Annotated in this window: 22 protein-coding genes and 3 tRNA genes; 8 read left to right on the top strand and 17 right to left on the bottom strand. The window is 69.9% G+C overall.

Translation table 11 applies throughout. The annotated features are described in order from the left end of the window. From RR3_RS07810 to leuC, 3 genes are all read right to left on the bottom strand, one after another. On the bottom strand, nucleotides 1-466 hold a 466-nt coding region (locus RR3_RS07810), incomplete at its 3' end, for an HU family DNA-binding protein (RefSeq protein WP_072786369.1). Between the two features lie 169 nt (nucleotides 467-635). Continuing rightward, on the bottom strand, nucleotides 636-1232 hold the full coding sequence (gene leuD, locus RR3_RS07805; RefSeq protein WP_017680306.1) for a 3-isopropylmalate dehydratase small subunit: 597 nt from the start codon (nucleotides 1230-1232) through the stop codon (nucleotides 636-638). A 26-nt stretch (nucleotides 1233-1258) separates the two neighbouring features. Further along, a complete protein-coding gene (leuC, locus tag RR3_RS07800; protein WP_010596556.1) occupies nucleotides 1259-2677 on the bottom strand; it encodes a 3-isopropylmalate dehydratase large subunit in 1419 nt (472 codons plus the stop codon). A gap of 129 nt (nucleotides 2678-2806) precedes the next feature. Here leuC and RR3_RS07795 point away from each other — a divergent pair, with 129 nt between their 5' ends. The 3 genes from RR3_RS07795 to RR3_RS24855 are packed head-to-tail and all read left to right on the top strand — an operon-like array spanning nucleotide 2807 to nucleotide 4306. Next, the gene (locus RR3_RS07795) at nucleotides 2807-3508 is read left to right on the top strand and encodes an IclR family transcriptional regulator (RefSeq protein WP_010596557.1); all 702 of its coding nucleotides are present in this window, start codon (nucleotides 2807-2809) and stop codon (nucleotides 3506-3508) included. A 41-nt stretch (nucleotides 3509-3549) separates the two neighbouring features. Next, on the top strand, nucleotides 3550-4092 hold the full coding sequence (locus RR3_RS07790) for a pyridoxamine 5'-phosphate oxidase family protein (protein ID WP_010596558.1): 543 nt from the start codon (nucleotides 3550-3552) through the stop codon (nucleotides 4090-4092). Nucleotides 4093-4138: 46 nt separating this feature from the next. Further along, nucleotides 4139-4306: a DUF5302 domain-containing protein gene (locus tag RR3_RS24855; RefSeq protein ID WP_010596559.1), complete on the top strand. Its 168-nt coding sequence runs from the start codon at nucleotides 4139-4141 to the stop codon at nucleotides 4304-4306. Between the two features lie 56 nt (nucleotides 4307-4362). Here the strand turns inward: RR3_RS24855 and RR3_RS07785 are convergent. The 5 genes from RR3_RS07785 to RR3_RS07765 form a co-directional block, all read right to left on the bottom strand. Beyond that, a tRNA-Glu gene (locus RR3_RS07785) sits at nucleotides 4363-4438 on the bottom strand. 59 nt (nucleotides 4439-4497) lie between these two features. Then, nucleotides 4498-4573 (bottom strand) — tRNA-Glu (locus RR3_RS07780). A gap of 92 nt (nucleotides 4574-4665) precedes the next feature. Further along, nucleotides 4666-4737 (bottom strand) — tRNA-Gln (locus RR3_RS07775). 162 nt (nucleotides 4738-4899) lie between these two features. Then, nucleotides 4900-6372 (bottom strand): glutamate--tRNA ligase, encoded by a 1473-nt coding sequence (gene gltX / locus RR3_RS07770; protein ID WP_010596560.1) that lies wholly within the window; start codon nucleotides 6370-6372, stop codon nucleotides 4900-4902. 68 nt (nucleotides 6373-6440) lie between these two features. Beyond that, nucleotides 6441-7217 carry a fumarylacetoacetate hydrolase family protein gene (locus RR3_RS07765; protein ID WP_017680301.1) on the bottom strand — a complete coding sequence of 259 codons (777 nt, stop codon included), beginning with the start codon at nucleotides 7215-7217 and terminating at the stop codon, nucleotides 6441-6443. Between the two features lie 114 nt (nucleotides 7218-7331). Between RR3_RS07765 and RR3_RS07760 the strand changes: the two genes are divergently transcribed. Beyond that, nucleotides 7332-8504 carry an MFS transporter gene (locus RR3_RS07760; protein WP_064066645.1) on the top strand — a complete coding sequence of 391 codons (1173 nt, stop codon included), beginning with the start codon at nucleotides 7332-7334 and terminating at the stop codon, nucleotides 8502-8504. Between the two features lie 45 nt (nucleotides 8505-8549). On the opposite strand, the gene RR3_RS07755 is transcribed toward RR3_RS07760, so the two are convergent. The 6 genes from RR3_RS07755 to RR3_RS07730 all read right to left on the bottom strand — a co-directional run bounded on the left by RR3_RS07755 (nucleotide 8550) and on the right by RR3_RS07730 (nucleotide 16798). Next, complete coding sequence (locus RR3_RS07755) at nucleotides 8550-9560, bottom strand: 3-isopropylmalate dehydrogenase (RefSeq protein WP_010596565.1); 1011 nt, start codon at nucleotides 9558-9560, stop codon at nucleotides 8550-8552. A 78-nt stretch (nucleotides 9561-9638) separates the two neighbouring features. Next, nucleotides 9639-11231: a phosphoglycerate dehydrogenase gene (gene serA / locus RR3_RS07750; protein WP_010596566.1), complete on the bottom strand. Its 1593-nt coding sequence runs from the start codon at nucleotides 11229-11231 to the stop codon at nucleotides 9639-9641. 213 nt (nucleotides 11232-11444) lie between these two features. Continuing rightward, nucleotides 11445-13223, bottom strand: a complete 1779-nt coding sequence (locus RR3_RS07745) for a SulP family inorganic anion transporter (RefSeq protein WP_064066646.1) — start codon at nucleotides 13221-13223, stop codon at nucleotides 11445-11447. A 76-nt stretch (nucleotides 13224-13299) separates the two neighbouring features. Then, a complete protein-coding gene (gene ilvC / locus RR3_RS07740; protein ID WP_029540232.1) occupies nucleotides 13300-14301 on the bottom strand; it encodes a ketol-acid reductoisomerase in 1002 nt (333 codons plus the stop codon). A gap of 50 nt (nucleotides 14302-14351) precedes the next feature. Continuing rightward, nucleotides 14352-14855, bottom strand: a complete 504-nt coding sequence (gene ilvN, locus RR3_RS07735) for an acetolactate synthase small subunit (protein WP_010596569.1) — start codon at nucleotides 14853-14855, stop codon at nucleotides 14352-14354. Next, complete coding sequence (locus RR3_RS07730) at nucleotides 14852-16798, bottom strand: acetolactate synthase large subunit (RefSeq protein ID WP_026137646.1); 1947 nt, start codon at nucleotides 16796-16798, stop codon at nucleotides 14852-14854. The genes ilvN and RR3_RS07730 overlap by 4 nt, the downstream gene beginning before the upstream one ends. 266 nt (nucleotides 16799-17064) lie before the next feature. On the opposite strand from RR3_RS07730, the gene RR3_RS07725 reads away from it, so the two are divergent. After that, nucleotides 17065-17538 (top strand): PH domain-containing protein, encoded by a 474-nt coding sequence (locus RR3_RS07725; protein WP_040275068.1) that lies wholly within the window; start codon nucleotides 17065-17067, stop codon nucleotides 17536-17538. A gap of 121 nt (nucleotides 17539-17659) precedes the next feature. After that, the gene (ilvD, locus tag RR3_RS07720; protein ID WP_010596572.1) at nucleotides 17660-19501 is read left to right on the top strand and encodes a dihydroxy-acid dehydratase; all 1842 of its coding nucleotides are present in this window, start codon (nucleotides 17660-17662) and stop codon (nucleotides 19499-19501) included. A gap of 54 nt (nucleotides 19502-19555) precedes the next feature. Here ilvD and RR3_RS07715 read toward each other — a convergent pair whose 3' ends face one another. Further along, nucleotides 19556-20347 carry a DoxX family protein gene (locus tag RR3_RS07715; RefSeq protein WP_064066647.1) on the bottom strand — a complete coding sequence of 264 codons (792 nt, stop codon included), beginning with the start codon at nucleotides 20345-20347 and terminating at the stop codon, nucleotides 19556-19558. Between the two features lie 112 nt (nucleotides 20348-20459). On the opposite strand from RR3_RS07715, the gene RR3_RS07710 reads away from it, so the two are divergent. Then, nucleotides 20460-21572, top strand: a complete 1113-nt coding sequence (locus RR3_RS07710) for a PQQ-dependent sugar dehydrogenase (RefSeq protein ID WP_082900326.1) — start codon at nucleotides 20460-20462, stop codon at nucleotides 21570-21572. Between the two features lie 24 nt (nucleotides 21573-21596). On the opposite strand, the gene RR3_RS07705 is transcribed toward RR3_RS07710, so the two are convergent. Further along, a complete protein-coding gene (locus RR3_RS07705) occupies nucleotides 21597-22547 on the bottom strand; it encodes a linear amide C-N hydrolase (protein WP_059174574.1) in 951 nt (316 codons plus the stop codon). A 277-nt stretch (nucleotides 22548-22824) separates the two neighbouring features. Between RR3_RS07705 and RR3_RS07700 the strand changes: the two genes are divergently transcribed. Next, on the top strand, nucleotides 22825-23241 hold the full coding sequence (locus RR3_RS07700; protein WP_010596576.1) for a VOC family protein: 417 nt from the start codon (nucleotides 22825-22827) through the stop codon (nucleotides 23239-23241). 72 nt (nucleotides 23242-23313) lie between these two features. On the opposite strand, the gene gatB is transcribed toward RR3_RS07700, so the two are convergent. Then, the gene (gene gatB, locus RR3_RS07695; RefSeq protein ID WP_017682349.1) at nucleotides 23314-24825 is read right to left on the bottom strand and encodes an Asp-tRNA(Asn)/Glu-tRNA(Gln) amidotransferase subunit GatB; all 1512 of its coding nucleotides are present in this window, start codon (nucleotides 24823-24825) and stop codon (nucleotides 23314-23316) included. Nucleotides 24826-24866 lie beyond the last annotated feature (41 nt).

The following is a 24866-nucleotide window of genomic DNA, read 5'->3' as shown; positions in this document are numbered from 1 at the left end:
TGGTCTTCTTCGCCGCGGTGGTCTTGGCCGGAGCCTTGGCCGCCGTGGTCTTCTTCGCCGGAGCGGCCTTGGCGGCGGTCTTCTTCGCCGCCGCGGTCTTCTTGGCGGCGGTCTTCTTCGCCGCCGCGGTCTTCTTGGCCGCCGCAGCCGCGCCGCGCTTGACGGCCGGACCAGTCGCGGGGAGCTTCTGCGAACCGGCGATGACCGCCTTGAACTGAGCGCCGGGGCGGAACGCCGGCACCGACGTCGGCTTGACCTTCACGGTCTCACCCGTACGCGGGTTGCGCGCGACCCGGGCTGCGCGGCGGCGCTGCTCGAAGACACCGAATCCGGTGATGGTGACGCTCTTGCCCGAGTGCACTGCACGCACGATCGCGTCGACCATGTGCTCCACGGCCGCCGTTGCTGTGCGCCTGTCCGAACCGAGTTTCTCGGTCAGAACATCGATCAGCTCTGCCTTGTTCATTGCATTCCTCCGCACATTACGGTCCACCGTCAGACCGACTCGAGTCCACGGTAGACCCGCAAACGGGCAAGAGTCTATGTGCCACGCCAATTCTCATGCAAATTGCCGGCGGGCCGGATCCGGACGTGCAGTCGGATCCGGCCCGCCGAGGCTCGATTCGAGGGCTCGATCAGGGCGCCGGAAGGGTTCGTGGTTTCCAAGAAGGCCTTGCGTTTTCGTACTCGGAAATCGCCTCTACCTGGCGCAACGTGAGTCCGATGTCGTCGAGACCCTCCAACAGCCGCCACCGGGTGTAGTCGTCAATGCTGAACGGCACCACGGTGGTTCCGGCGGTCACGGTACGAGCGCCGAGATCGACCTCGAGCTCCAGCCCCGGCTGCTGTTCGATGAGCTTCCAGAGCAATTCGACGTCCGGTTGTTCGACCTGCGCGGCCAGCAATCCGGCCTTGCCGGCGTTGCCCCGGAAGATGTCGGCGAAGCGGGACGAGATGACGACGCGGAAACCGTAGTCGGACAGCGCCCACACGGCGTGCTCGCGCGAGGACCCGGTGCCGAAGTCCGGGCCGGCCACCAGGACGCTGCCCCGGTCGAACGGCGGGGTGTTCAGCACGAAGGACGGATCCGTGCGCCACGCGGCGAACAGCCCGTCCTCGAATCCGGTTCGAGTGACTCGCTTCAGGTACACCGCAGGGATGATCTGATCGGTGTCGACGTTCGACCGGCGCAGCGGGACGCCGATTCCCTTGTGAGTGGTGAAGGCTTCCATCGAAAATTCTCCTTCGGTTCCGTGACCTAGTCCAGATCCGCCGGAGCGGAGAGAGTGCCGCGCACCGCAGTCGCCGCCGCGACCTGAGGCGAGACAAGGTGGGTGCGTCCGCCCTTGCCTTGGCGGCCTTCGAAGTTCCGGTTCGAGGTCGAAGCGCAGCGCTCACCCGGTGCCAACTGGTCCGGATTCATGCCCAGGCACATCGAGCAGCCGGCCTGACGCCATTCCGCCCCTGCGGCCGTGAATATCTCACCGAGACCTTCGGCTTCGGCTTGGGCACGAACGCGCATCGATCCGGGCACGACGAGCATGCGGACACCGTCGGCGACCGTGCGGCCCTGCAGGACGTCGGCGACGGCCCGCAGATCCTCGATCCGGCCGTTGGTGCACGACCCGACGAAGACGGTGTCGACGGGCACCTCCCGCAGCGGCGTCCCGGGTTCGAGTCCCATGTACCGCAGTGCCTTCTCGGCCGCGAGGCGCTCGCTCTCGTCCGCCATCGCCGCCGGATCGGGCACCGACGCACCGAGGGGCGCGCCCTGCCCCGGGTTGGTGCCCCACGTGACGAAGGGCGTCAGAGCCGACCCGTCGATGCGGACCTCGGCGTCGAAAACCGCATCCTCGTCGGTCTTCAACTGCTCCCACGCCGCCACCGCGGCGTCCCAGTCCGCGCCCTGCGGGGCGTGCGGGCGGCCCTTCAGGAACTCGTAGGTGATCTCGTCCGGTGCGATCATCCCGGCCCGGGCGCCCGCCTCGATGGACATGTTGCAGATGGTCATCCGCGCTTCCATCGACAGCTTCCGGATGGCCTCGCCGCGGTACTCGAGCACGTAGCCCTGGCCGCCGCCGGTGCCGATCTCGGCGATGACGGCGAGGATCAGGTCCTTGCTCGAGACGCCGGGGGGCAGTTCGCCGTCGACGGTGATCGCCATCGTCTTGAACGGGCGCAGCGAAAGCGTCTGGGTCGCCAGCACATGCTCGACCTCGCTGGTGCCGATACCCATCGCCAGGGCACCGAAGGCGCCGTGGGTGGAGGTATGACTGTCGCCGCACACCACCGTCGTGCCCGGCTGCGTCAGTCCGAGCTGTGGTCCGACGACGTGGACGATGCCCTGCTCCACGTCCCCCATCGGATGCAGCCGGATGCCGAACTCCTCACAGTTGCGGCGCAACGTCTCGACCTGGGTGCGCGAGACGGGGTCGGCGATGGGCTTGTCGATGTCGACCGTGGGCACGTTGTGGTCCTCGGTCGCGATGGTCAGGTCCGGGCGCCGCACGGGCCGATTCGCCAGCCGCAGTCCGTCGAACGCCTGCGGGCTCGTGACCTCGTGCACGAGATGCAGATCGATGTAGATCAGGTCCGGCTGCCGTGCCGCCCCCTCTCCCGTACCGCGCACGACCACGTGCTGGTCCCACACCTTCTCCGCCAGAGTCTTTCCAGCCATCTTCTCCACCTGTCGTACGTGACGAACGCGGTTCCCGTTCTCGGGCTGTCCCGGGCCGCGAATACTGTCGTCCCCGCCGGTTTCCGCGTGGGCTATGCTTCCCATTATGCGAGACGGAGGTATCGACCTATGAGACAGCATAGCGGGATCGGAGTGCTGGACAAAGCCATGGCGGTCCTCCACGCGGTGGCTCGGCAACCGTGCAACCTCACCGAACTGTGCGCTCGCACCGGACTACCCCGCGCCACTGCCCACCGCCTCGCGGTCGGGCTCGAAGTGCACCGGCTGCTCGCGCGCGACGGCGACGGCCAGTGGCGACCGGGCCCCGGCCTGGCCGAACTGTCCGCGGGCGCGGGTGACCCGCTCGTCGATGCGGCCTCGCTCGTTCTCCCGCGGCTGCGCGAGATCACCGGGGAGAGCGTGCAGTTGTACCGGCGGGAGGGCACGCACCGGGTATGCGTCGCCGCACTCGAACCACCGACAGGTCTGCGCGACACCGTCCTCGTGGGTGCGAGACTGCCGATGACTGCCGGGTCCGGCGCGCGGGTCCTGCTCGCCTGGGCCGACGCCGCGACGCAGCGGGCGATCCTGCCGGAGGCCGCATTCGGCGAGCGGGTGCTCGCCGAGGTGCGTCGCCGGGGCTGGGCGCAGAGCGTCGCCGAACGCGAACCCGGCGTCGCCTCGGTGGCCGCACCGGTGCGCGATGCCTCCGGTTCGGTCGTCGCCGCCATCTCCGTCTCGGGACCCGTCGACCGGATGGGCCGCCGGCCCGGAGCGCGGTGGGCCGCGGACCTGCTCGCGGCCGCCGACGCCCTGCACAAGCGGCTCTAGAAGGCTGTCGCATCCGCCGGCTCCTGTGCCACAGTGCACGGATGGGAACCCACCAGCGCGCACAGATCACGATGTCCGACGCCGAGATCGGCGACTTCCTCGGCCGCAGCCGCGTCGCGACGATGGCCACCGTCGGCCCCGGCGGCCTCCCCCACCTCGTCGCGATGTGGTACGCCGTGCTCGACGGCGAGATGTGGTTCGAGACGAAGCTGAAGTCGCAGAAGGCGGTCAATCTGCGGCGCGACAACCGGATCAGCGCGCTCGTCGAGGACGGCCACACGTACGACACGCTGCGCGGAGTCTCCCTGGAGGGGCATGCCGAGGTGGTCGAGGACCGGGACGTGCTGTTCCGCGTGTGCCGGAGCGTGTGGGAGCGCTACACGGGCCCGTACACCGAGGACGTGCGTCCCGCGATCGAGCAGATGATGCACAAGCGTGTCGCGGTGCGCGTCGTCGCGGAACGAACCCGGTCCTGGGATCACCGCAAGCTGGGACTGGCGGCCATGCCGATCGGCGGCAGCACCGCGCCGTACCTGTTCGAATCGCTGGAAAACCGCGCGACAGACGCAGGGCTGCCGGGTTAGATTCCCGATGGCCCGGCCGAGTACCGGGTGGGGAAGGGAGACAGCGATGCACGAGCCGAACGAGGAGCGGATCGCGGAGCAGTTCCGCGCAGCCCTCGAACGCAAGAATCAGCACGCCCGCCGCGGCACGGACCATCTCGACGGGAGGGCCAAGGCGCAGGCGCCGCACGGCAGCGCCGACCACCGCCGCAATTTCCGGCGCAAGAGTGGTTGACGAGCGCAGAACGACGAAGGTCCCTGCCGATCCGTGGATCGGCAGGGACCTTCGTTTGGTAGCCCCGACGGGATTTGAACCCGCGCTACCGCCTTGAGAGGGCGGCGTCCTAGGCCGCTAGACGACGGGGCCAGGAACTTTCACTGCTCGGAGAAGAACACCCTTCGAACTCGCGATCGAAGGGCCTTCCGTGGTAGCCCCGACGGGATTTGAACCCGCGCTACCGCCTTGAGAGGGCGGCGTCCTAGGCCGCTAGACGACGGGGCCAGGAACTTCTTCTCCGGTACTCCCCCACCTTGCGGCGGAGGCTCAGCCAGCTTAACCGGCCGAGGCTCGGTGACAAAATCACCGGGCAGACGCTGGGGTACCAGGACTCGAACCTAGAATGGCTGAACCAGAATCAGCTGTGTTGCCAATTACACCATACCCCAATGGCTTGTTCCGGAGACCCGCCTCGCGGCGGTGCGGCCTCCGTTCCGAACCGAGAAGAAGGTTAGCACCATCGGTGCCCCCAATTACAAATCGCCTGGTCAGGCCGGGTAAATCCGGCCCGGCCCGGCCACGGGCGATCCCGCCGCCGGGCCCGGACCGGCTCAGGCGATGCGGGCGCGGGCGGCACGCAGACGCGCCAGCGAGACGTCCCGGCCGAGCAGTTCCATGGACTCGTACAGCGGCGGACTGATGTGCGAGCCCGTGAGGGCCACGCGCACCGGCGCGAAGGCCTTGCGAGGCTTGAGGCCGAGCTCGTCGATCAGCGCGGCCTTGAGGGCCTCCTCGAGGGACGCCGCCTTCCACTCGGCCACGCCACCGGCCGCAGCGATCGTCGCATCGAGCACGGGCGCGGCGTCGGGACCGAGGTTCTTGGCTGCGGCCGCCTCGTCGAGGACGAAGTCGGCCTCGTCGACGTAGAGGAACTTCAGCAGGTCCCACGCGTCCGACAGCACCACGATGCGGGTCTGGACCAGCTCGGCCGCCTCCGCGAACCGGGCGTCGTCGACGTCCGCGGTGATACGGCCGTGCTCCACGAGGAACGACTTCAGCCGTGCCGTGAAGTCGCCCGGCTCGAGCAGGCGGATGTGCTCGGCGTTGATGGCGTCGGCCTTCTTCTGGTCGAACCGCGCCGGATTCGAGTTCACCTTGGCGATGTCGAACGCGGCCACCATCTCGTCGAGCGAGAAGACGTCACGGTCGTCGGCCAGCCCCCAGCCGAGGAGCGCGAGGTAGTTGAGCAGGCCCTCGGCGATGAAGCCGCGGTCGCGGTGGATGAACAGGTTGGACTCGGGGTCGCGCTTGGAGAGCTTCTTGTTGCCCTGACCCATCACGAACGGCAGGTGACCGAACTCGGGCGTGAAATCGGTCACGCCGATGCGCTGCAGCGCCTCGTAGAGAGCGAGCTGGCGCGGCGTCGACGAGAGCAGGTCTTCGCCCCGCAGCACGTGGGTGATCCGCATGAGGGCATCGTCCACGGGGTTGACCAGGGTGTAGAGCGGGATGCCGTTGCCGCGGGTCAGTGCGAAATCGGGCACGGTGCCGGCCTTGAACGTGGTCTCACCGCGGACCAGATCGTTCCAGGTCAGGTCGTGATCGGGCATGCGCAGGCGCACGACGGGCTTGCGCCCCTCCTCGCGGTACGCCTGCCGCTGCTCGGCGGTCAGATCGCGGTCGTAGTTGTCGTAGCCGAGCTTCGGGTCGCGGCCGGCAGCGCGGTGGCGCGCCTCGACCTCTTCCGGCGTGGAGAACGACTCGTACGCCTCGCCCGCGTCGAGCAGCCGGGCGACGACGTCGAGGTGCAGGTCTCGCCGCTGCGACTGCCGGTACGGCTCGTACGGGCCGCCCACCTCGGGGCCCTCGTCCCAGTCGAGCCCGAGCCACCGGAGCGCGTCGAGGATGGCCCGGTACGACTCCTCGGTGTCGCGGGCGGCGTCGGTGTCCTCGATGCGGAACACGAAGGTGCCGCCGTGGTGACGGGCGAAAGCCCAGTTGAACAGGGCGGTGCGCACGAGGCCCACGTGCGGGGTTCCGGTCGGGGACGGACAGAAACGAACGCGTACTTCGCTGTTGGTCATGGCTCACTCGGGTCGAGGGATCGAAAAGACCCCTCCAGGCTAGTCCCGGCCGATCGCGAAGCCGCGGCCTACCTGCGCTTGGCGGTCACCGGGTTGGTCAGCGTGCCGATGCCCTCGACGGTGATCGAGACGGTGTCGCCGTCGACGAGCGGTCCGACGCCCTCCGGGGTGCCGGTGAGGATCACATCGCCCGGCAACAGGGTCATCACCGCCGAGACCCACTCGATCAGCTTCGGAATGTCGTGCACCATCAACGACGTTCGGCTCCGCTGACGCGTCTGTCCGTCGACCTGCGCGGTGATCTCGAGATCCGTGGGATCGATGTTCGTCTCGATCCAGGGCCCGAGGGGGCAGAACGTGTCGTGCCCCTTGGCCCGCGTCCACTGTCCGTCCTGCTGCTGATGGTCACGCGCCGAGACGTCGTTGGCCACCGTGTAGCCGAGGACGACGTCGAGCGCCTTCGCGGCCGGAACGTCCTTGCAGGGGCGGCCGATGACGACGGCGAGTTCGGCCTCGTGGTGGACGAGGTTGCTGCTCGGCGGGAGCACGATCGGCGCCCCCGGGCCGACGATGGAGGTGTTCGGCTTGAGGAAGATCACCGGCTCGTCGGGGACCTCGTTGCCGGACTCGGCCGCGTGGGCAGCGTAGTTGCGGCCGACGCAGACCACCTTGCTCGCCAGGATCGGCGCCAGGAGCCTGACGTCGGCGAGCGGCCAGCTGCGGCCGGTGAAGGTCGGGGTGCCGAAAGGATGTTCGGCGATCTCCTTCGCGATCGCGGCGTCCCCCTCCCCCTCGATGCTGACGAAGGCGACACCGTCCGGGCTGGCAATTCGACCAAGGCGCATGCCGGGGAGTCTATCCGTGCCGCCGCCCGCAGCCCTGCGGACCACGTCGCCCAGGTATAGGCTCCCACACAGAAGTTCACTCTACGGGATTCTTGTTTCAGATAGTGAGATGACATGACGGTTCGGGACATCGGCGCGCGGCGCTGGGTCATCCTGGCGCTCGGCGTGTTCGCGCAGGCGGCTCAGGCAGTCCTCGTCAACGGCGCCGCCTTCCTCATCCCCACGCTGCACGAGGACTGGGGCCTCACGCTTGCACAGGCCGGAACACTTTCCGCCGCACCGTTATTCGGAGTCGTCTTCAGTCTCGTCGCATGGGGTGCCCTGGCCGATCGGTACGGCGAGCGGCGGGTCCTGGCCGTCGGACTCGCACTGGCCGCGGCGGCCGCGGCCGCGGCCGCCGCCAGCGGGACAGCGCCGATGCTCGCGCTCATGCTGGCCCTCGGCGGCGCCGCCGCGGCGAGCGCCAACGCCGCGAGCGGCCGCGTCGTCGTCGGCTGGTTCCCACCGCATCAGCGCGGTCTCGCCATGGGGATCCGGCAGATGTCGCTGCCGCTCGGCGTCGCCGTCGCCGCACTGACCATTCCTCCGCTCGCGCGCGACCACGGAATCGGCTCGGCCCTGGCCTTCGCCGCCGCGGTGTGTGCCGTCGCCGCGGTAGCGTGCGCGATCGGCATCGTCGATCCACCGCGGCCGGAACGCGCCCGGGCCGCCGAACTCGGCCTGCTCGACAACCCCTACCGCGCCGGGCGGTCGCTGCAACGGATCCACGCGGCGTCGGTCCTGCTGGTGGTGCCGCAGTACGTGGTGTGGACCTATGCGCTGGTGTGGCTGATCTCCGAGCGCGGCTGGACCGAGTCCGCCGCGGGCCTGGTCATCACCGCCGCGCAGTTCCTCGGTGCGCTGGGTCGCGTCGCCGCCGGCGGGTGGTCCGACCGGGTCGGCAGCCGCCTGCGGCCGCTGCGGCTCGTGGCGCTCTCGGTGGTGCTGTCCATGGCCGCGCTCGCGGCCGCCGCGCTCACCGACTCGGCCGTCGCCGTCGCGCTCCTGATCGTGGCCTCGGTGACGACGGTGGCCCCGAACGGCCTGGCCTTCACCGCGGTCGCCGAGATCGCGGGACCGTTCTGGGGTGGCCGCGCGCTGGGCATCCAGAACACCGGCCAGTTCGTCGCCGCGGCGTGCGTGGGTCCCGCGTTCGGCGGGCTCATCGCACTGGCCGGCTTTCCCGCGGCGTTCGCGCTCGCCGCGCTGATCCCGGCCGCCGCGGTGCCCCTGGTCCCCCGCAAATGAGCCGGTGCGGCCTCCCGGACGCCGGGAGGCCGCACCGGGACGGGGTCAGAGGGCGGCCGCGATGCGGTCGCCGACCTCCGTGGTCACGATCGGACCCGCGCCGCGGGCGGCGAGGTCCGCCTCGACCGCACGCTCGACCCGGGCCGCCTCGTCCGGCCGGCCGAGGTGGCGTAGCAGCAGGGCGACCGACAGGATCGCCGCGGTCGGGTCGGCGATACCCTTGCCCGCGATGTCCGGGGCGCTGCCGTGGACCGGCTCGAACATCGACGGGTTGGTGCCGGAGGCATCGATGTTGCCGCTGGCTGCCAGGCCGATGCCCCCGGTGACCGCACCGGCGAGATCGGTGACGATGTCGCCGAACAGGTTGTCGGTCACGATCACGTCGAACCGGCCCGGGTCGTCGACCATGTAGATGGTGGCGGCGTCGATGTGGCAGTAGGCCGTCTCGACGTCCGGGTACTGCGCGCCCACCGTCTCGACCGCACGCGTCCAGATGGCACCGGCGTTGGAGAGCACGTTGGTCTTGTGGATCAGGGTGAGGTGCTTGCGGCGGCTCTGCGCGAGCTCGAAGGCGTACCGCACGACGCGTTCGGCTCCGAACCAGGTGTTGATCGAGACCTCGGTGGCGATCTCGTGGGGGGTTCCGACGCGGATGGCACCGCCGTTGCCGGTGTAGGGGCCCTCGGTGCCCTCCCGCACCACGACGAAGTCGATCTCCGGCTGGGCCGCGAGCGGGGACCTCGCCCCGGGGTACAACCGCGACGGCCGCAGATTGACATGGTGATCGAGCGCGAACCGCATGTTCAGCAGCAGACCCCGCTCGAGCACGCCCGGGGTGACGGAGGGGTCGCCGATCGCGCCGAGCAGGATCGCATCGTGCGCGCGGATCGCCGCCAGGTCGGCGTCCGGGAGCAGTTCCCCGGTGGCGTTGTACCGCCGGGCGCCGAGGTCGTACTCGGTGGTCTCGAGGTCGGGGACGAGCGTCCCGAGCACCTTGAGGGCCTCTGCCGTGACCTCGACACCGATGCCGTCACCGGGAATGACCGCTAGCTTCATGGACACACTCTCTTCCTCTTCGCGACGACGGCCGCGACCGTGTTCGACGATCGCGGCCATCGGGTACAGCGGGGTGGTTCAGGACAGGTCGACCTGCGCGACGCGGGCGTCGAGCTGCTCCACGATCTGGGCGACCTCGGCGTCGCCGACGACCCGGTCGACCCGCAGGATCACCGTGGCGCCGGGTCCTTCGACGTCCTGGCTCAGCGCCGCCGCCTGGATGTCGATCCCGGCGTTGCCGAGGACCGTGCCGAGGACCCCGAGCACGCCCGGCCGGTCCTCGTAGTGGACGACGAGGTTGTGGCCCTCGGCGCGCAGATCGAAGCTGCGGCCGTTGATGTTGACGATCTTCTCGATCTGCTGCAGGCCGGTCAGCGCGCCGGTGACTGTGGTGACGAGTCCGTCGGCGGCCACGGCGCGGACCTCCACCGCGCTGCGGTGCGTGGAGGCCTCGCTGTGCTTGTCGACCTCCACACTGACGCCGCGCTGCTCGGCGAGGGCCGGGGCGTTGACGAAGGTGACCGGCTCGTCGCTGCTGGCGGAGAACAGACCGCGCAGTGCCGCGAGGCCCAGGATCTCGACATTCTCCGCGGACAGCTCACCGCTGGCGACGACCTGCACGTTCTGCACCGCCTCCGGCGACAGCGTGCCGGCGATGAGACCGAGCTTGCGCACGAGCTCGAGCCACGGTGCGACCTCCTCGCCGACCGGACCGCCGGAGACGTTCACGGCGTCCGGGACGAACTCGCCGGCCAGAGCCAGCAGCACGCTCTTGGCGACGTCGGTGCCGGCGCGGTCCTGGGCCTCGGTCGTGGAGGCGCCCAGGTGCGGGGTGACGACGGTGTTGTCGAGGTCGAACAGCTTCGAGTCCGTGCAGGGTTCGGAGTGGAAGACGTCGAGGCCGGCGGCCCGAACCTTGCCGGAGACGAGGGCGTCGTGGAGGGCGTCCTCGTCGATGAGACCACCGCGGGCGGCGTTGACGATGATGACGCCGTCCTTGGCCCGCGCGAGCCGCTCGGCGTTGATCAGCCCCGCCGTCTCCTTGGTCTTGGGCAGGTGCACGGAGATGAAGTCGGCGCGCTCGATCAGCTCGTCGATGTCGACCAGTTCGATCCCCAGCTGGGCGGCACGGGCCGGCGGCAGGTAGGGGTCGTAGGCGATGACGTGGGTCTCGAAGGCGGCGAGGCGCTGGGCGAACAGCTGTCCGATCCGGCCCAGGCCGACCACGCCGACGGTCTTGCCCAGGATCTCGGTGCCGTTGAAGCTCGACCGCTTCCAGGTGCGCTCACGCAGCGTGCGGTCGGCGGCGGGGATCTGCCGGGCCGTGGCCATCAACAGCGCCACGGCGTGCTCGGCGGCCGAATGGATGTTGGACGTCGGAGCGTTGACGACCATCACACCGCGTTCGGTGGCGGCCGGGATGTCGACGTTGTCGAGGCCGACGCCGGCGCGACCGACGATCTTCAGCTTCGTGGCGGCGGCGAGGACCTCGGCGTCGACCGTGGTCGCCGAACGGACCAGCAGGGCGTCCGCCTCGGGCACCGCCGCGAGCAGCGCGGGACGGTCCGGGCCGTCGACCCAGCGCACCTCGACGCCGTCACCGAGCGCATCGACGGTCGACTGCGCCAGCTTGTCGGCGATCAGGACAACGGGACGGCCATTCTGGCTCACGTGCGAACTCCCCTGTGGTTGGTTTGTCTGACGGGTCGTCGACGGCGCCGCACCCCGAGGTGCGCGAAGCAGCCGTGACCCGGCTCAGTTTAGTGCGTACGTGTCTCTTCCGGACCGCCACCCTGCGAGGGCGCAGTGGATTTCGCGACGGGCGTGCCGGCCGGGGCAGCGCCCGGTCGGCGGCACGCGCCGGCCGGTACCGGGTGCGGGAGCTCAGCGCCGACGATTTCTCTTGCGCGGCAGCGACTTCGGCACGCGACCCGCGGTGTGATCGGGGTTACCGCGCGGCGCGGGTTCCGGGGACGACGACGCCGCGCGGTGCCGGAACGCGACGACCGCTGTCCGCACAGTGGGATAGAAGCGGTCGGGGGTGAACCGGTCCCCCACCTCGAACTGTACGAGCCGGTCCTTGATGGGCCCCTTCATGGCGGCGAAGGCCAGGCGGATCTTCCTGCCTGCGAGGTATCGGTCCAGGTCGACGAGTTCGTCGACGGCGGTGGTGTCGAGACCGGTGATCGGTTCGGCAGCGATCACGACCCATTCGACCGGCTCGGGCGACTGCGCGACCAGCGAGCGGACGTAGTCGTCGAAGATCGAACCGTTGGCGAAGAACAGGGGGGCGTCGAACCGCACCAGCAGCAGACCGGGGATGCGATGCCCTTCGGGGTGACGGTTGATGTCGTGGAAGCCCGCGACACGGGTGAGCTCGACGAGCTCGGTGCGGTACGGCGACCATGCGTGCCCCACGACGGCGACGAACGAGAGGCCGATGGCGACGAGGATCCCCTCCAGAACTCCGACGAGCGCCACCCCGAGGAAGGCCGCCGCCGCGAGGCCGGCCTCGATCCGGCTCATCCGCCACATGCGGACCACCCCGCGCACGTCGATGAGCGCCGAGGCCGCGACCAGGACGACCGCTGCGAGCGTCGCCTCGGGCAGATAGGCGGTCACGCCGGGGGCGAGCAGCACGAACAGCAGGACAGCGACGGCGCCGACCACCCCGACGAGCTGGGTGCGGGCGCCGTTCTGCTCGGCGACGGGCGTGCGGGACGAGCTGGCCGAGATGGGGAATCCCCCGAACAGACCGGTCGCGACATTGGCGGCGCCGATGGCCTTCATCTCGGTACTGCCGTCCACGTCGTCGCCGCGGCGGGCCGCGAAGGTCCGCGAGAGCACCCCCGTGTCCGCGAACGCGATGAGCGCGATGCCGGCTGCCGGGCCGAGCAGCGCGAGCACGTCGGCCCAGCTCACCGCGGCCACGGACGGTGCCGGCAACCCGGAGGGCAGCGCCCCGACCATGGCGATCCGCTCCGTCAGGCCCAGCAGCGCGGACACCCCACACGCTCCGGCCACGGCGACCAGGACACCCGGGATGCGCGCCCGCAGGAGGCGGAACGCCACGATCACCACCAGGGACGTCACCCCGACGGCGGTGGCGACGGGGTCGACGTCACCCGCGGCGACCGCGCGGACGATCGCGGCGAGGTCCTGGGGCAGACCCGGTTCGTCGATCGCGAAGCCGAACAGTGTCGGCAGCTGCCCCACCACGACGACCAGCGCGATGCCGTTGAGGTAGCCGAGCCTGATCGGTTTGGACAGCAGTTCGGTGACGAAGCCGAGCCGCAGGAAACCGGCGGCGACGAGGATCACACCCACGAGCAGGGCCAGGACTCCCGCGAGGGCCAGGGCCTCCTGTGGATCGCCGGTCGCGGCGAGCGGGAGCACCGCCGCGGCGATGAGCGGCGCGAGGGCCGAATCGGGACCGAGCACAAGCACTTTCGACGGCCCCAGCAGGGCATACACCAGCAGCGGGACGATCGTGGCGTACAACCCGGCGTAGGCGGGCAGGCCGGCCGCCGTCGCGTAGCCCATGCCCGCGGGGACGAGCAGCGCGGTGAGCGCCAGACCGGCGGTGAGGTCGGGGCGCAGCCACTCCCGCCGGTAGGTGCGGGCAACGGCGACCCCCGGCAGCTTTCCCAGACCCCAGGACATCAGGGCATTATCCACCCGGGAACGCCGACGGCCCGGCACCACAGCGGTGCCGGGCCGTCGAAGCGGCGGGATCCGATCAGGCGGTCTCGGTGATCGGCCGGTCCACCCAGCTCATCAGGTCGCGCAGCTGCTTGCCGACGACCTCGATGCCGTGCTCGGCGTTCTGCTTACGCAGGCCCTCGAGCTCCTTGTTGCCGCCCTCGACGTTCGCGACGAGACGCTTGACGAAGGTGCCGTCCTGGATGTCCTTCAGGATCTCCTTCATGCGCTCCTTCGTGCCGGCGTCGATGACACGCGGGCCGGAGAGGTAGCCACCGAACTCCGCGGTGTCGGACACCGAGTAGTTCATGCGGGCGATGCCACCCTCGTACATGAGGTCGACGATGAGCTTGAGCTCGTGCAGCACCTCGAAGTACGCCATCTCCGGGGCGTAGCCCGCCTCGACCATGACGTCGAAACCGGTCTTGACCAGTTCCTCGGTGCCACCGCAGAGCACGGCCTGCTCACCGAACAGGTCGGTCTCGGTCTCTTCCTTGAAGGTGGTCTTGATGACGCCGGCGCGGGTGCCGCCGATACCCTTGGCGTAGGACAGCGCCAGCGCCTGGCCCTCCCCCTTCGGGTCCTGGTGGACGGCGATGAGCGCGGGCACGCCCTTGCCGTCGACGAACTGCCGGCGCACCAGGTGGCCGGGGCCCTTCGGGGCGACCATCGCGACCGTGACGAACTCCGGTGCCTCGATGAGACCGAAGTGGATGTTCAGGCCGTGGCCGAAGAACAGCGCGTCGCCGTCCTTCAGATTCGGCGCGATGTCCTCGGTGAAGATCGACGCCTGCGCGGTGTCGGGCGCCAGCACCATGATGACGTCGGCCCACTCGGAGACCTCGGCCGGGGTGCCGACCGCCAGGCCCGCCTCCTCCGCCTTGGCCCGCGACTTCGAGCCCTCCTTCAGGCCGATGCGCACCTCGACGCCCGAGTCACGCAGGCTCAGCGAGTGCGCGTGTCCCTGGCTGCCGTAGCCGATCACCGCGACCTTGCGGCCCTGGATGATCGACAGATCGGCGTCGTCGTCGTAGAACATCTCGACTGCCACAGTTGTTACCTCTCTCAGCAAATAAGGGTGTGTTCAGGCTAACGGGTGGCCGTGATCGACTTCGGACCGCGTCCGACCGCGACGACCCCGGACTGCACGATCTCGCGGATGCCGTAGGGCTCGAGCATCCGCAGCAGGGCGTCGAGCTTGGAGCGGGTACCGGTGGCCTCGATGGTGAGCGATTCGGGCGAGACGTCGATCACCTTGGCGCGGAACAGATTCACCGTCTCGATGACCTGAGTGCGCACGCTCGCGTCCGCCCGCACCTTGATCAGCAGCAGCTCGCGGGCGACCGAGGCATCCTCTTCCTGCTCGACGATCTTGATGACGTTGACGAGCTTGTTGAGCTGCTTGGTCACCTGCTCGAGCGGAAACTCGTCGACGGTCACGACGATCGTCATCCGGGAGATCTCCGGGATCTCGGTGCCGCCCACCGCGAGGGACTCGATGTTGAACCCGCGGCGGGAGAACAGGCTCGCCACGCGGGCCAGCACGCCCGGCTTGTCCTCGACGAGAACGCTGAGGGTGTGACTGGTGCTCACTGACGATCCTCTCCTGGTGCTGCGGCACCGCGCTGTTCCGGGTGCCGCTCGTGCTCGAGTGCCTCGTGGATGACGGCCGGCTCCGCGGCCGCCTCGTCCTCGTCGAAGAGCGGACGGATGCCCCGCGCCGCCATGATCTCGTCGTTGCTGGTGCCGGCGGCGACCATCGGCCACACCTGGGCGTCCTGACCGACGATGAAGTCGATGACGACCGGACGGTCGTCGATGGACTGCGCCCGGCGGATCGCCTCCTCGACGTCCTCCTCGCGCTCGACCCGGATGCCGACACAGCCGAGAGCCTCGGCCAGCTTGACGAAGTCGGGGATGCGCAGGGTGTGGGTGGACAGATCGGTGTTCGAGTACCGCTCCTCGTAGAACAGCGTCTGCCACTGCCGGACCATGCCGAGGTTGCCGTTGTTGATGAGTGCGACCTTGATCGGCACACCCTCGACCGCGCAGGTCGCCAGCTCCTGGTTCGTCATCTGGAAGCAGCCGTCACCGTCGATGGCCCACACCTCGGCGTCGGGCACACCCATCTTGGCGCCCATGGCCGCCGGCACGGCGTAGCCCATGGTGCCCAGCCCACCGGAGTTGAGCCAGGTGCGCGGCTTCTCGTAGTCGATGAACTGCGCAGCCCACATCTGGTGCTGCCCGACGCCGGCGCAGTAGATCGCGTCCGGTCCGGCGAGCTTGCCGACCATCTGGATCACGTACTCCGGCGAGAGCATGCCGTCGGCCGGCCGGTCGTAGCTGAGCGGGTAGGTGCGCCGGATCCCGTCGAGGTACTCCCACCACTGGGCGTAGTCGAGCGTGGTACCCGTCGCGAGATCCGCCCGGATCGCCTCGATCAGCTCGACGATCACCTCCTTGCAGTCACCCACGATCGGCACGTCGGCGTGCCGGTTCTTGCCGATCTCGGCCGGGTCGATGTCCGCGTGGATGACCTTCGCGTCGGGCGCGAACGAGTCGAGCTGACCGGTGACGCGGTCGTCGAACCGTGCACCGAGCGTGATCAGCAGATCGGACTTCTGGAGGGCGGCGACCGCCGCGACGGTGCCGTGCATGCCGGGCATGCCGCAGTTGAGCTGATGGGTGTCGGGGAAGGCGCCGCGGGCCATGAGAGTCGTGACGACCGGGATACCGGTGAGCTCGGCCAGCTCGAGCAGCTCCGGAGAGGCCTCCGCCTTGATCACGCCGCCGCCGATGTACAGCACGGGCGACTTCGCCTCGGCGATCAGGCGTGCGGCCTCACGGACCTGCTTGCCGTGCGGCTTGGTGACGGGACGGTAGCCGGGCAGGTGCATCTCCGGCGGCCAGCTGAAGGTGGTCTGGGCCTGCAGGATGTCCTTCGGGATGTCCACCAGGACGGCCCCCGGACGGCCGGATGCGGCGAGGTAGAACGCCTCGGCGAGGACGCGGGGGATCTCGGCTCCGTCGGTCACGAGGAAGTTGTGCTTGGTGACGGGCATGGTGATGCCCGAGATGTCGGCCTCCTGGAAGGCGTCGGTGCCGATCAGACCGCGGCCGACCTGACCCGTGATCGCCACGACGGGAACGGAGTCCATCTGCGCGTCGGCGAGCGGGGTGACGAGGTTCGTGGCGCCGGGGCCGGAGGTGGCCATGCACACGCCGACCTTGCCGGAGGCCTGGGCGTATCCGGTCGCGGCGTGGCCCGCGCCCTGCTCGTGGCGGACCAGCACGTGCCGGACCTTCTGCGAGTCGAACAGCGGATCGTAGACGGGAAGGATCGCACCGCCCGGAATGCCGAAGACCGTGTCGACGTCGAGCTCCTCGAGGGCTCGGACCACCGACTGGGCGCCGGTGACCCGCTCGGGGGCGACCTGGCGTCGGGTACCGGGCTGGGCGGCCGCGGCCGCGGGCGACGGGGCCGCGGCCCCGGGCTTACGCGGCGACGGTTGAGGCCTTGCGGTTGGTGCGCTCACTGCGATTCCTCTGGTTCTGGCTCCGGGCAACAAAAAACCCCCGTCAGCAGCATCTGCTGTACGAGGGTGGCGCGTCGTGGGCGAGTTGCGAGAAGCGGCTCAGGCGACGACGCGCCGGCCGATTACGAGCAACCCATTCTGATTCACGCGCTCGACGGTAGGCGCGCGAACGTCCGACAGTCAACTTGGTTCGGTCACCTGTCCCAGAATGTGAGATGCCTCGGCTGCAATGGGAAGATGGTGAGGTGTCATCTCCACAGCAGCCCGTGCCACCACGCCCATCATCCCATACGGCGGAACAGCAGCCGCAGGTCATCCAGATTTCCCGGCTCGCCCTGCTCGCGTGCGGGTTCGTGCTGCTCGGAGTGGCCTCTCCGGCGCTGGCCTGGCCCGCCGCGTTCGGCTGGATGGTGGTGATCCCGTTCCTCGTCGCCGCGTGGGTGCTGCGGGTGCGCACCGTCGTCGGCCCCGAGGGCATCACGGCCCGATCCGCGTTCTCCACCCGGACGCTCGCGTGGGACGAGCTCGACGGGCTGCGGTTCCCCAAGCGGGGCTGGGCACGCGCGCGCCGCACCGACGGCACCGAGGTACCCCTCCCGGTCGTCACGTTCGGCCGCCTCCCCCAGCTCGCCGCGGGCAGCGGCGGGCGCATCACCGACCCGTACGCCGCCGCGCACGACGCGCAGGCACGGGAACAGGCCGCGGACACCGAGCCGGACGCGGACGTCGAGTCGAAATAGCACACGGGTAGATTCGACGTCGCCCAGGCCCGCTCCCGCCCCGCCCGGGGGAGCCCGGCCCCCGGTGTCGCCGCGCCCGCGCAGCATGCAGCCCGAAGAGCCCTAGCCCCCGAGGAATCCGATGCCCCCGTTGAGGTCACGCACCACCACCGCCGGACGCAATGCCGCCGGGGCCCGCGCCCTGTGGCGCGCCACCGGCATGACCGACTCCGACTTCGGCAAACCGATCGTCGCGATTGCGAACTCCTACACGCAGTTCGTGCCCGGCCATGTCCACCTCAAGGACGTCGGCGACATCGTCGCCGAGGCGGTCCGGGCCGCGGGCGGTGTACCGCGAGAGTTCCACACCATCGCCGTCGACGACGGCATCGCCATGGGTCACGGCGGCATGCTGTACTCCCTGCCCAGCCGCGAGATCATCGCCGATTCGGTGGAATACATGGTCAACGCGCACACCGCCGACGCGCTGGTGTGCATCTCCAACTGCGACAAGATCACCCCGGGCATGCTCAACGCTGCGATGCGCCTGAACATCCCGACGGTGTTCGTCTCGGGCGGTCCGATGGAGGCGGGCAAGGCGGTGGTCGTCGGCGGTGTCGCACAGGCCCCCACCGACCTGATCACGGCGATCTCGGCGTCGGCCAACGACGCCGTCACCGACGAGGGCCTCGACGAGGTCGAGCGCAGCGCCTGCCCGACGTGCGGGTCGTGCTCGGGCATGTTCACCGCGAACTCGATGAACTGCCTGACCGAGGCGCTCGGACTGGCACTGCCCGGCAACGGCTCGACGCTGGCCACGCACTCCGCACGCCGCGCGCTGTTCGAGCGGGCCGGGACCACGGTCGTCGAGGCGGCGCTGCGCTGGTACCGGGACGAGGACGAGTCGGTCCTGCCGCGCAACATCGCCTCCCCCGCCGCGTTCCGGAACGCCATGGCGCTCGACGTCGCGATGGGCGGCTCGACCAACACCGTGCTGCACACGCTCGCCGCCGCGCAGGAGGGCGAGGTCGACTTCGACCTCACCACGATCGACGCGATCAGCCGCAAGGTGCCGTGCCTGTCGAAGGTCTCCCCCAACTCGGACTACCACATGGAGGACGTCCACCGGGCCGGCGGCATCCCGGCGATCCTCGGTGAGCTGCGCCGGGGCGGCCTGCTCGAGACGGACGTGACCACCGTCCACACCGCGAGCTTCGACGAGTGGCTCGACACGTGGGACATCCGTTCCGGCAAGGCCTCCGACGAGGCCGTCGAGCTGTTCCACGCGGCTCCCGGCGGCGTCCGCACCACCGAGCCCTTCTCCACCGACAACCGCTGGTCGTCGCTGGACACCGACGCCGCAGGCGGCTGCATCCGGGACGTCGAGCACGCCTACACCGTCGAGGGCGGACTCGTCGTCCTGCGCGGCAACCTCGCCCCGGACGGTGCGATCCTCAAGACCGCCGGCATCGACGAGGATCTGTTCACCTTCGAGGGCCCGGCGCTCGTCGTCGAGTCGCAGGAGGAGGCCGTCTCGATGATCCTCGGCAAGAAGGTGCAGCCCGGTGACGTGGTGGTGGTCCGCTACGAGGGACCCGCGGGCGGCCCCGGCATGCAGGAGATGCTGCACCCCACCGCGTTCCTCAAGGGCGCGGGCCTGGGCAAGCAGTGCGCCCTGATCACCGACGGCCGCTTCTCCGGTGGCACCTCCGGGCTGTCGATCGGGCACATCTCGCCCGAAGCTGCGTCCGGTGGGGTCATCGGTCTGCTCGAGAACGGCGACCGGATCCGGATCGACGTTCCCTCGCGCACCCTCGAGGTCCTCGTCGACGACGCCGTTCTCGCCGAGCGGCGCGCCAAGATGGAGGCGTCGGAGCGGCCGTGGCAGCCGGTCGACCGGCAGCGCACGGTCACCACCGCCCTGCGCGCCTACGCCGCGTTGGCCACCTCGGCCGACAAGGGGGCCGTCCGGAAGGTGCCGTAGGCACCGGTGTGTCCTTCGGGCTGCCCTGGCCGCCCGAAGGACACACCGGCCGCGTCAGCGGCCGAACAGCCAGAGGCAGACCCCGGCGGCGACGCCGAGCAGCAGTGCGACGAAGGAGCCGATGAACGGCCGGGTCGCCCAGCCGCGGGTGCCGTCGATCGCGATGCGGCCCGGACCGGTCAGGACGATCACGGCCGCAGTGGCCGCGAGCAGGGTCTCGTACTCGACCCCGGCGGGCGCGAAGTACTGCAGTCCCGGCTCGGCGGACTGCCGGAACAGCCACGCGTTGATCATGATCGCCAGCACTGCGGCGGCGGCCAGCGGGGTGAGCAGCCCGAGGATCAGCAGCGCTCCGGCCGCGACCTCCCCCACCGCGCCGAGCACCGCGAGCAGGGCCGGACGCTGGTAGCCGGCGTCGGCGAGCATCGCCTCGAACCCGTCCATGCCGGGACCGCCCCACAAACCGGTCAGCTTCTGCAGCCCGTGCACCACCATCGTGCCGCCGACGACGAGCCGCAGCACGAGCAGCCCCAGGTCCAGGGTGCCGCGCCGCGCCTCGGCCGGACCGGTCGACACCCCCGCCTCCGCGTCGACGGCGGCCGCGGTCGCGCCGCCGGGCTCGTACCGGTACAGCTGCTCGGTCGGCGCGACGCCGGAGTCCTCGTAGCCGTACTGCGCCGGCCGGTCGAAGGCGGAGTTGTCGAGGTCGAGGTCGTCGTCGGATTCGAGCATCGACGAACGAGGGCGCCGCAACTCCAGCGTGGGTTCGTCGTAGGGACTCGACACCGGCTCCGCGGCATCCTGCGGCGTCGGCTCCGGGATGTGGTCTTTCGCCTTGTCGGTCACCGAACCAGGGTAGGTCGACCGGGTGGGCCGACCCGGGAACCGAGGCGGGGCGCGCCGCCCCGGTAACGTCATGGACATGACGAGGCGCGCGAGAGTCGGTGGGTCGCGACGGATGCGAACGACGGTCGCGTCGATCGTGGGTCTGCTCGCCCTCACCACGTCGTGCGCCCGGTTCGACGACGCAACCACCACGCCGTTCACCCCGGAACCGAGTTTCGACGCGGGCGCCGAACTCGAACCGCTCGAACCCCCGACGGCAACCACGACGACGGGCGCACCGCCCACACCGCCGGGCCCGTGTCAGGACCCCGATCCCGCGGTGGTCGCCACCTGTCTCGATACCACCGGCGGACTGGTCACCCTGCCCGACGGCGGTTCCGCTCTCGTCGCGGAGCGGCGCACGGGCCGGATCCTGCGGGTGGCGCCGCAGACGGAGCCGGTGGAGGTGGCGACCGTGCCGGTCGACGGATCCGGCGACGGCGGGCTGCTCGATCTCGCGCTGTCGCCGACCTACGACGAGGATCGGCTGCTCTACGCCTACATCACCACCCCGACCGACAACCGCGTCGTGCGGCTCGCCGCGGGCGACGTCCCCAAGCCCGTGTTCACCGGGATCCCGCGGGGGGCGAGCGGGAACGCGGGCGCGCTCGAGTTCACCTCCCCCACCGACCTGGTGGTGCTGACCGGCAACGCCGGAGATGCGGCCGCGGCGGCCGATCCGGGGTCGCTCGCCGGGAAGCTGCTGCGCATGCCCGTGCCGGCGCCGGGTACGGCTGCCACGCCGTCGGTCGTGCTGTCCGGGATCGGGACGGCGGGTGACGTGTGCCGGGACCCCGCCGGAAACCTGTGGATCACCGACCGCACCGTCCTCGAGGACCGGCTGCAGCGTGTCGACGTGGACGGCGCGGTGAGTGCATCCCCGGCGTGGACGTGGCCCGAGCGTCCGGGCGTGGCCGGATGCGCGGCCGGCGCGGACGCCGTCGCGGTGTCGCTGACGGACGGCAAGGCGGTGGCGGTCGTTGCCGTCGACCCGGGAACCGGGGCGGTGACGGCCGCGCCCGTGACGGCCGTGCAGGACCGCTACGGCCGGCTCGGCGGCGCGGCGGTGGGTGGCGACGGGCAGCTGTGGGTGTCCACCGTCAACAAGTCCGGCGGCGAACCGGGCCCGAACGACGATCGGGTCGTGCTGATCCAGTTCCCCGCGGGGGGCGGCGGCTTCGACTAGCCGGAACCGTTCGGCACGGGTCCTTCACGACAGCGTGAAGGGCGGCTCGGCCGCGTCGGTGAACGCGCCGCTCACGTTGCCCAGCAGACCCGGTTTCGACAGGTCGAGCCTGCGGCAGGTCGAGAAGTCCAGGTCGGCCGACCGGGTCCACACGATGTTCGGGCTGAACGACGACTCGAACATGTACAGTCCCTCGGTCAGGTCCGTCAGCGTGCGCCAGATCGTCATCGAGATGTTCGGCCGTTGCGGATCGGGCTCGCCGAACGGTTGCGCGACGTTGCGCATGACGCTCAGCAGCGCCGCATACGCACGGGTCGGCGTCGCCACGGCGGGCAGCCGGCCGAGATAGTAGCTTGCCCGGACGAAGCGGTCGGACGCTTCCGTCGTACCCGGCAGCGGCTCGGATCCCCCGAAGCCGGTGAAGTTCTTCCGGAGTTCGATCTGCTCGTCGTACGGCGGCGAGTTCGTCATCACGGTGTGTGCGCGGTCGTGGTGTACCCGCAGCGTTCCCCCGATGTGCTCGAGGATCAGGGAGTCGCCGTTCGCGTCCTCGAGGGCGAGATGCACGGTTGCGGGACGCTGGGACCGCGGTTCGATCAGCGGACGGACCTGGAAGGGCCGGTCGGCCATCAGCGCGAGACACTCGTCGACGGTCCCGCACAGGTCCAGGAAGATCTGCGGCCACAGGGACACCGCGAGCGCGGGAACATCCGGGTTCCGTTCCCCGAAATCGGCTTCCGCGAGCCACAGCACGTGGGCGGCCAGACCGGCCTCGTTGATCCCGTCGCTCGTGGCGTTGTCCCAGACGGTGGCCACCAGGCTGCCGTAGCGGGCCGTCCAGGCCATGGGGTCGGGATCACGGTCGTGCCCGATCCGGTCGGCCCCGCGCGGCAGCGACCACAGGTTCGTGTCCATCTCCTCGCGCCAGTCCATGTTCCGGCCGACGAGAACGCCGTGCCCGCTTCCGGTCCACATTGCCCGAGTGCACATTGATCCTCCACGATGTCCGACGGGAAATCCGGCCGCCCGTGCGCCGCGAGCGTCGACCCGCTCCCCGCGACGACAGTGACGATACGGACGTTTCGGTCGAATCTCAGCACTTTCGCGGAGGACCCGCACCCCCGACGATCCGAATCACTCGACTTCCACTGTGTGGCAACTGCTTCCGTCACACTTCCCCGCTCAGCCCGCGACGGTGCAACAATGTCGCCGATCGGTCCGAAGCAGTGGCACGCCCGAGGGAGGGGCCCGCATGACCACACGCCTGAATCCGTACATCAGCTTTCGCGACAATGCCCGCCAGGCCATGGAGTTCTACCGATCCGTGTTCGGCGGAGAACTGGACCTGAGCACGTTCGCGGAGATGCACGCGAGCGACGACCCGTCCGAACAGGACAAGATCATGCATTCGATGCTGGCGAGCCCGAACGGTCTCGTCCTGATGGCGGCGGACACCCCCAACCAGATGAGCCACAACCCGGGAGACAACATCTCGATCTCGCTCAGCGGCGACGACGAGGCCGAGCTGCGTGGCTACTGGGACAAGCTGAGCGACGGCGGAACCGTTGCCATGCCGCTCGAGCGAGCACCGTGGGGCGACCAGTTCGGCATGTGCACCGACAGGTTCGGCATCCAGTGGATGGTGAACATCGCCGGCGAATCGCAGTAGACACACGAGAGAGGGTGGCCTGCCGTCCCGGCGGGCCATCCTCTCTCGTGGAAGAACATGTCCTGAAAGAACTCAGCTGCAGGCGGCGAGCACGAGCTCCTTGACCAGGGCCGGGTCGGCCTGACCACGGGTAGCCTTCATCACGTCGCCGACGATCTTGCCGGCCGCCTGGACCTTGCCACTGCGGATCTTGTCGGCGATGTCGGGGTTGGCGGCCAGCGCCTTCTCCACCTCCGACTTGATCAGCGAGTCGTCGCGCACGACCACCAACTCGGGGTGGGCAGCGAGGATCTGCTTCGGGTCGCCCTCTCCGGCGAGCACGTAGTCGACGACCTTGCGGGCGAGCTTGTTGGTGAGCGTGCCGTCGGCGACGAGGGCGATCACCTCTGCGACCTGCACCGGGGTGATGGGCAGCTCGACGAGTTCGACGCCGCGGCTGTTGGCCTGCTGCGCAAGGTAGGCGACCCACCAGGACCGCGACTCCGAGGCCGGGGCACCGGCCTCGGTGGTGGCGATGATCAGGTCCAGGGCGCCGGCGTTGACGAGGTCACGCATCTCCTCGTCGGAGATGCCCCACTCGGCCTGGATCCGGGCGCGCCGCAGCCACGGCAGCTCGGGCAGGGTGGCGCGCAGTTCCTCGACCCACTCCGTGCTCGGAGCGATCGGTTCGAGGTCCGGTTCCGGGAAGTAGCGGTAGTCCTCCGCCGTCTCCTTGCGCCGGCCCGGGGAGGTGGTGCCGTCCGCCTCCTGGAAGTGCCGGGTCTCCTGCACCACGGTGCCGCCCGCGGTCAGAACCGCGGCCTGGCGGCGCATCTCGTACCGCACGGCGACCTCGACCGACTTCAGGGAGTTGACGTTCTTCGTCTCGGTCCGCGTGCCGAACTCCGCCGCTCCGATCGGATTGAGCGAGACGTTGGCATCGCACCGCATCGAGCCCTGGTCCATGCGCACGTCGGACACGTCGAGGGCCTTCAGCAGGTCCCGCAGCGCGGTGACGTAGGCGCGGGCGACCTCGGGGGCGCGCTCGCCGGCACCGACGATCGGCTTGGTGACGATCTCGATGAGCGGCACCCCGGCCCGGTTGTAGTCGAGCAGCGAGTGGCTCGCCCCGTGGATGCGGCCCGTGGCGCCACCCACGTGCAGCGACTTGCCGGTGTCCTCCTCCATGTGCGCGCGCTCGATGTCCACGCGCCACGTGGTGCCGTCGTCGAGGACCACGTCCAGGTGGCCGTCCGTGGCGATCGGCTCGTCGTACTGCGAGATCTGGTAGTTCTTCGGCTGGTCCGGGTAGAAGTAGTTCTTCCGCGCGAACCGGCCCCACGGCGTGATCGAGCAGTTCAGCGCCAGCCCGATGCGGATCGCCGACTCCACCGCCGCCTGGTTGACCACGGGCAGCGAACCGGGCAGACCGAGGCACACCGGGCACACCTGGGTGTTCGGTTCGGCTCCGAACGTGGTCGGGCACGGGCAGAACATCTTGGTGGCGGTGTGCAGCTCGACGTGCACCTCCATGCCCATCACGGGCTCGAACTTCGCGAGCACCTCGTCGTAGGCGAGCAGATCATCGGACATGGCGGCAGTCATGGGCTCGATTTTAGACGGTGCCGACATCCGGCGATCCGGCG

The organism is Rhodococcus ruber NBRC 15591 (assembly GCF_001894945.1).
GTDB lineage: Bacteria > Actinomycetota > Actinomycetes > Mycobacteriales > Mycobacteriaceae > Rhodococcus > Rhodococcus ruber.
Note: the sequence above shows the minus strand (reverse complement) of the source record. Positions and strands in the feature narration are given on the sequence as shown.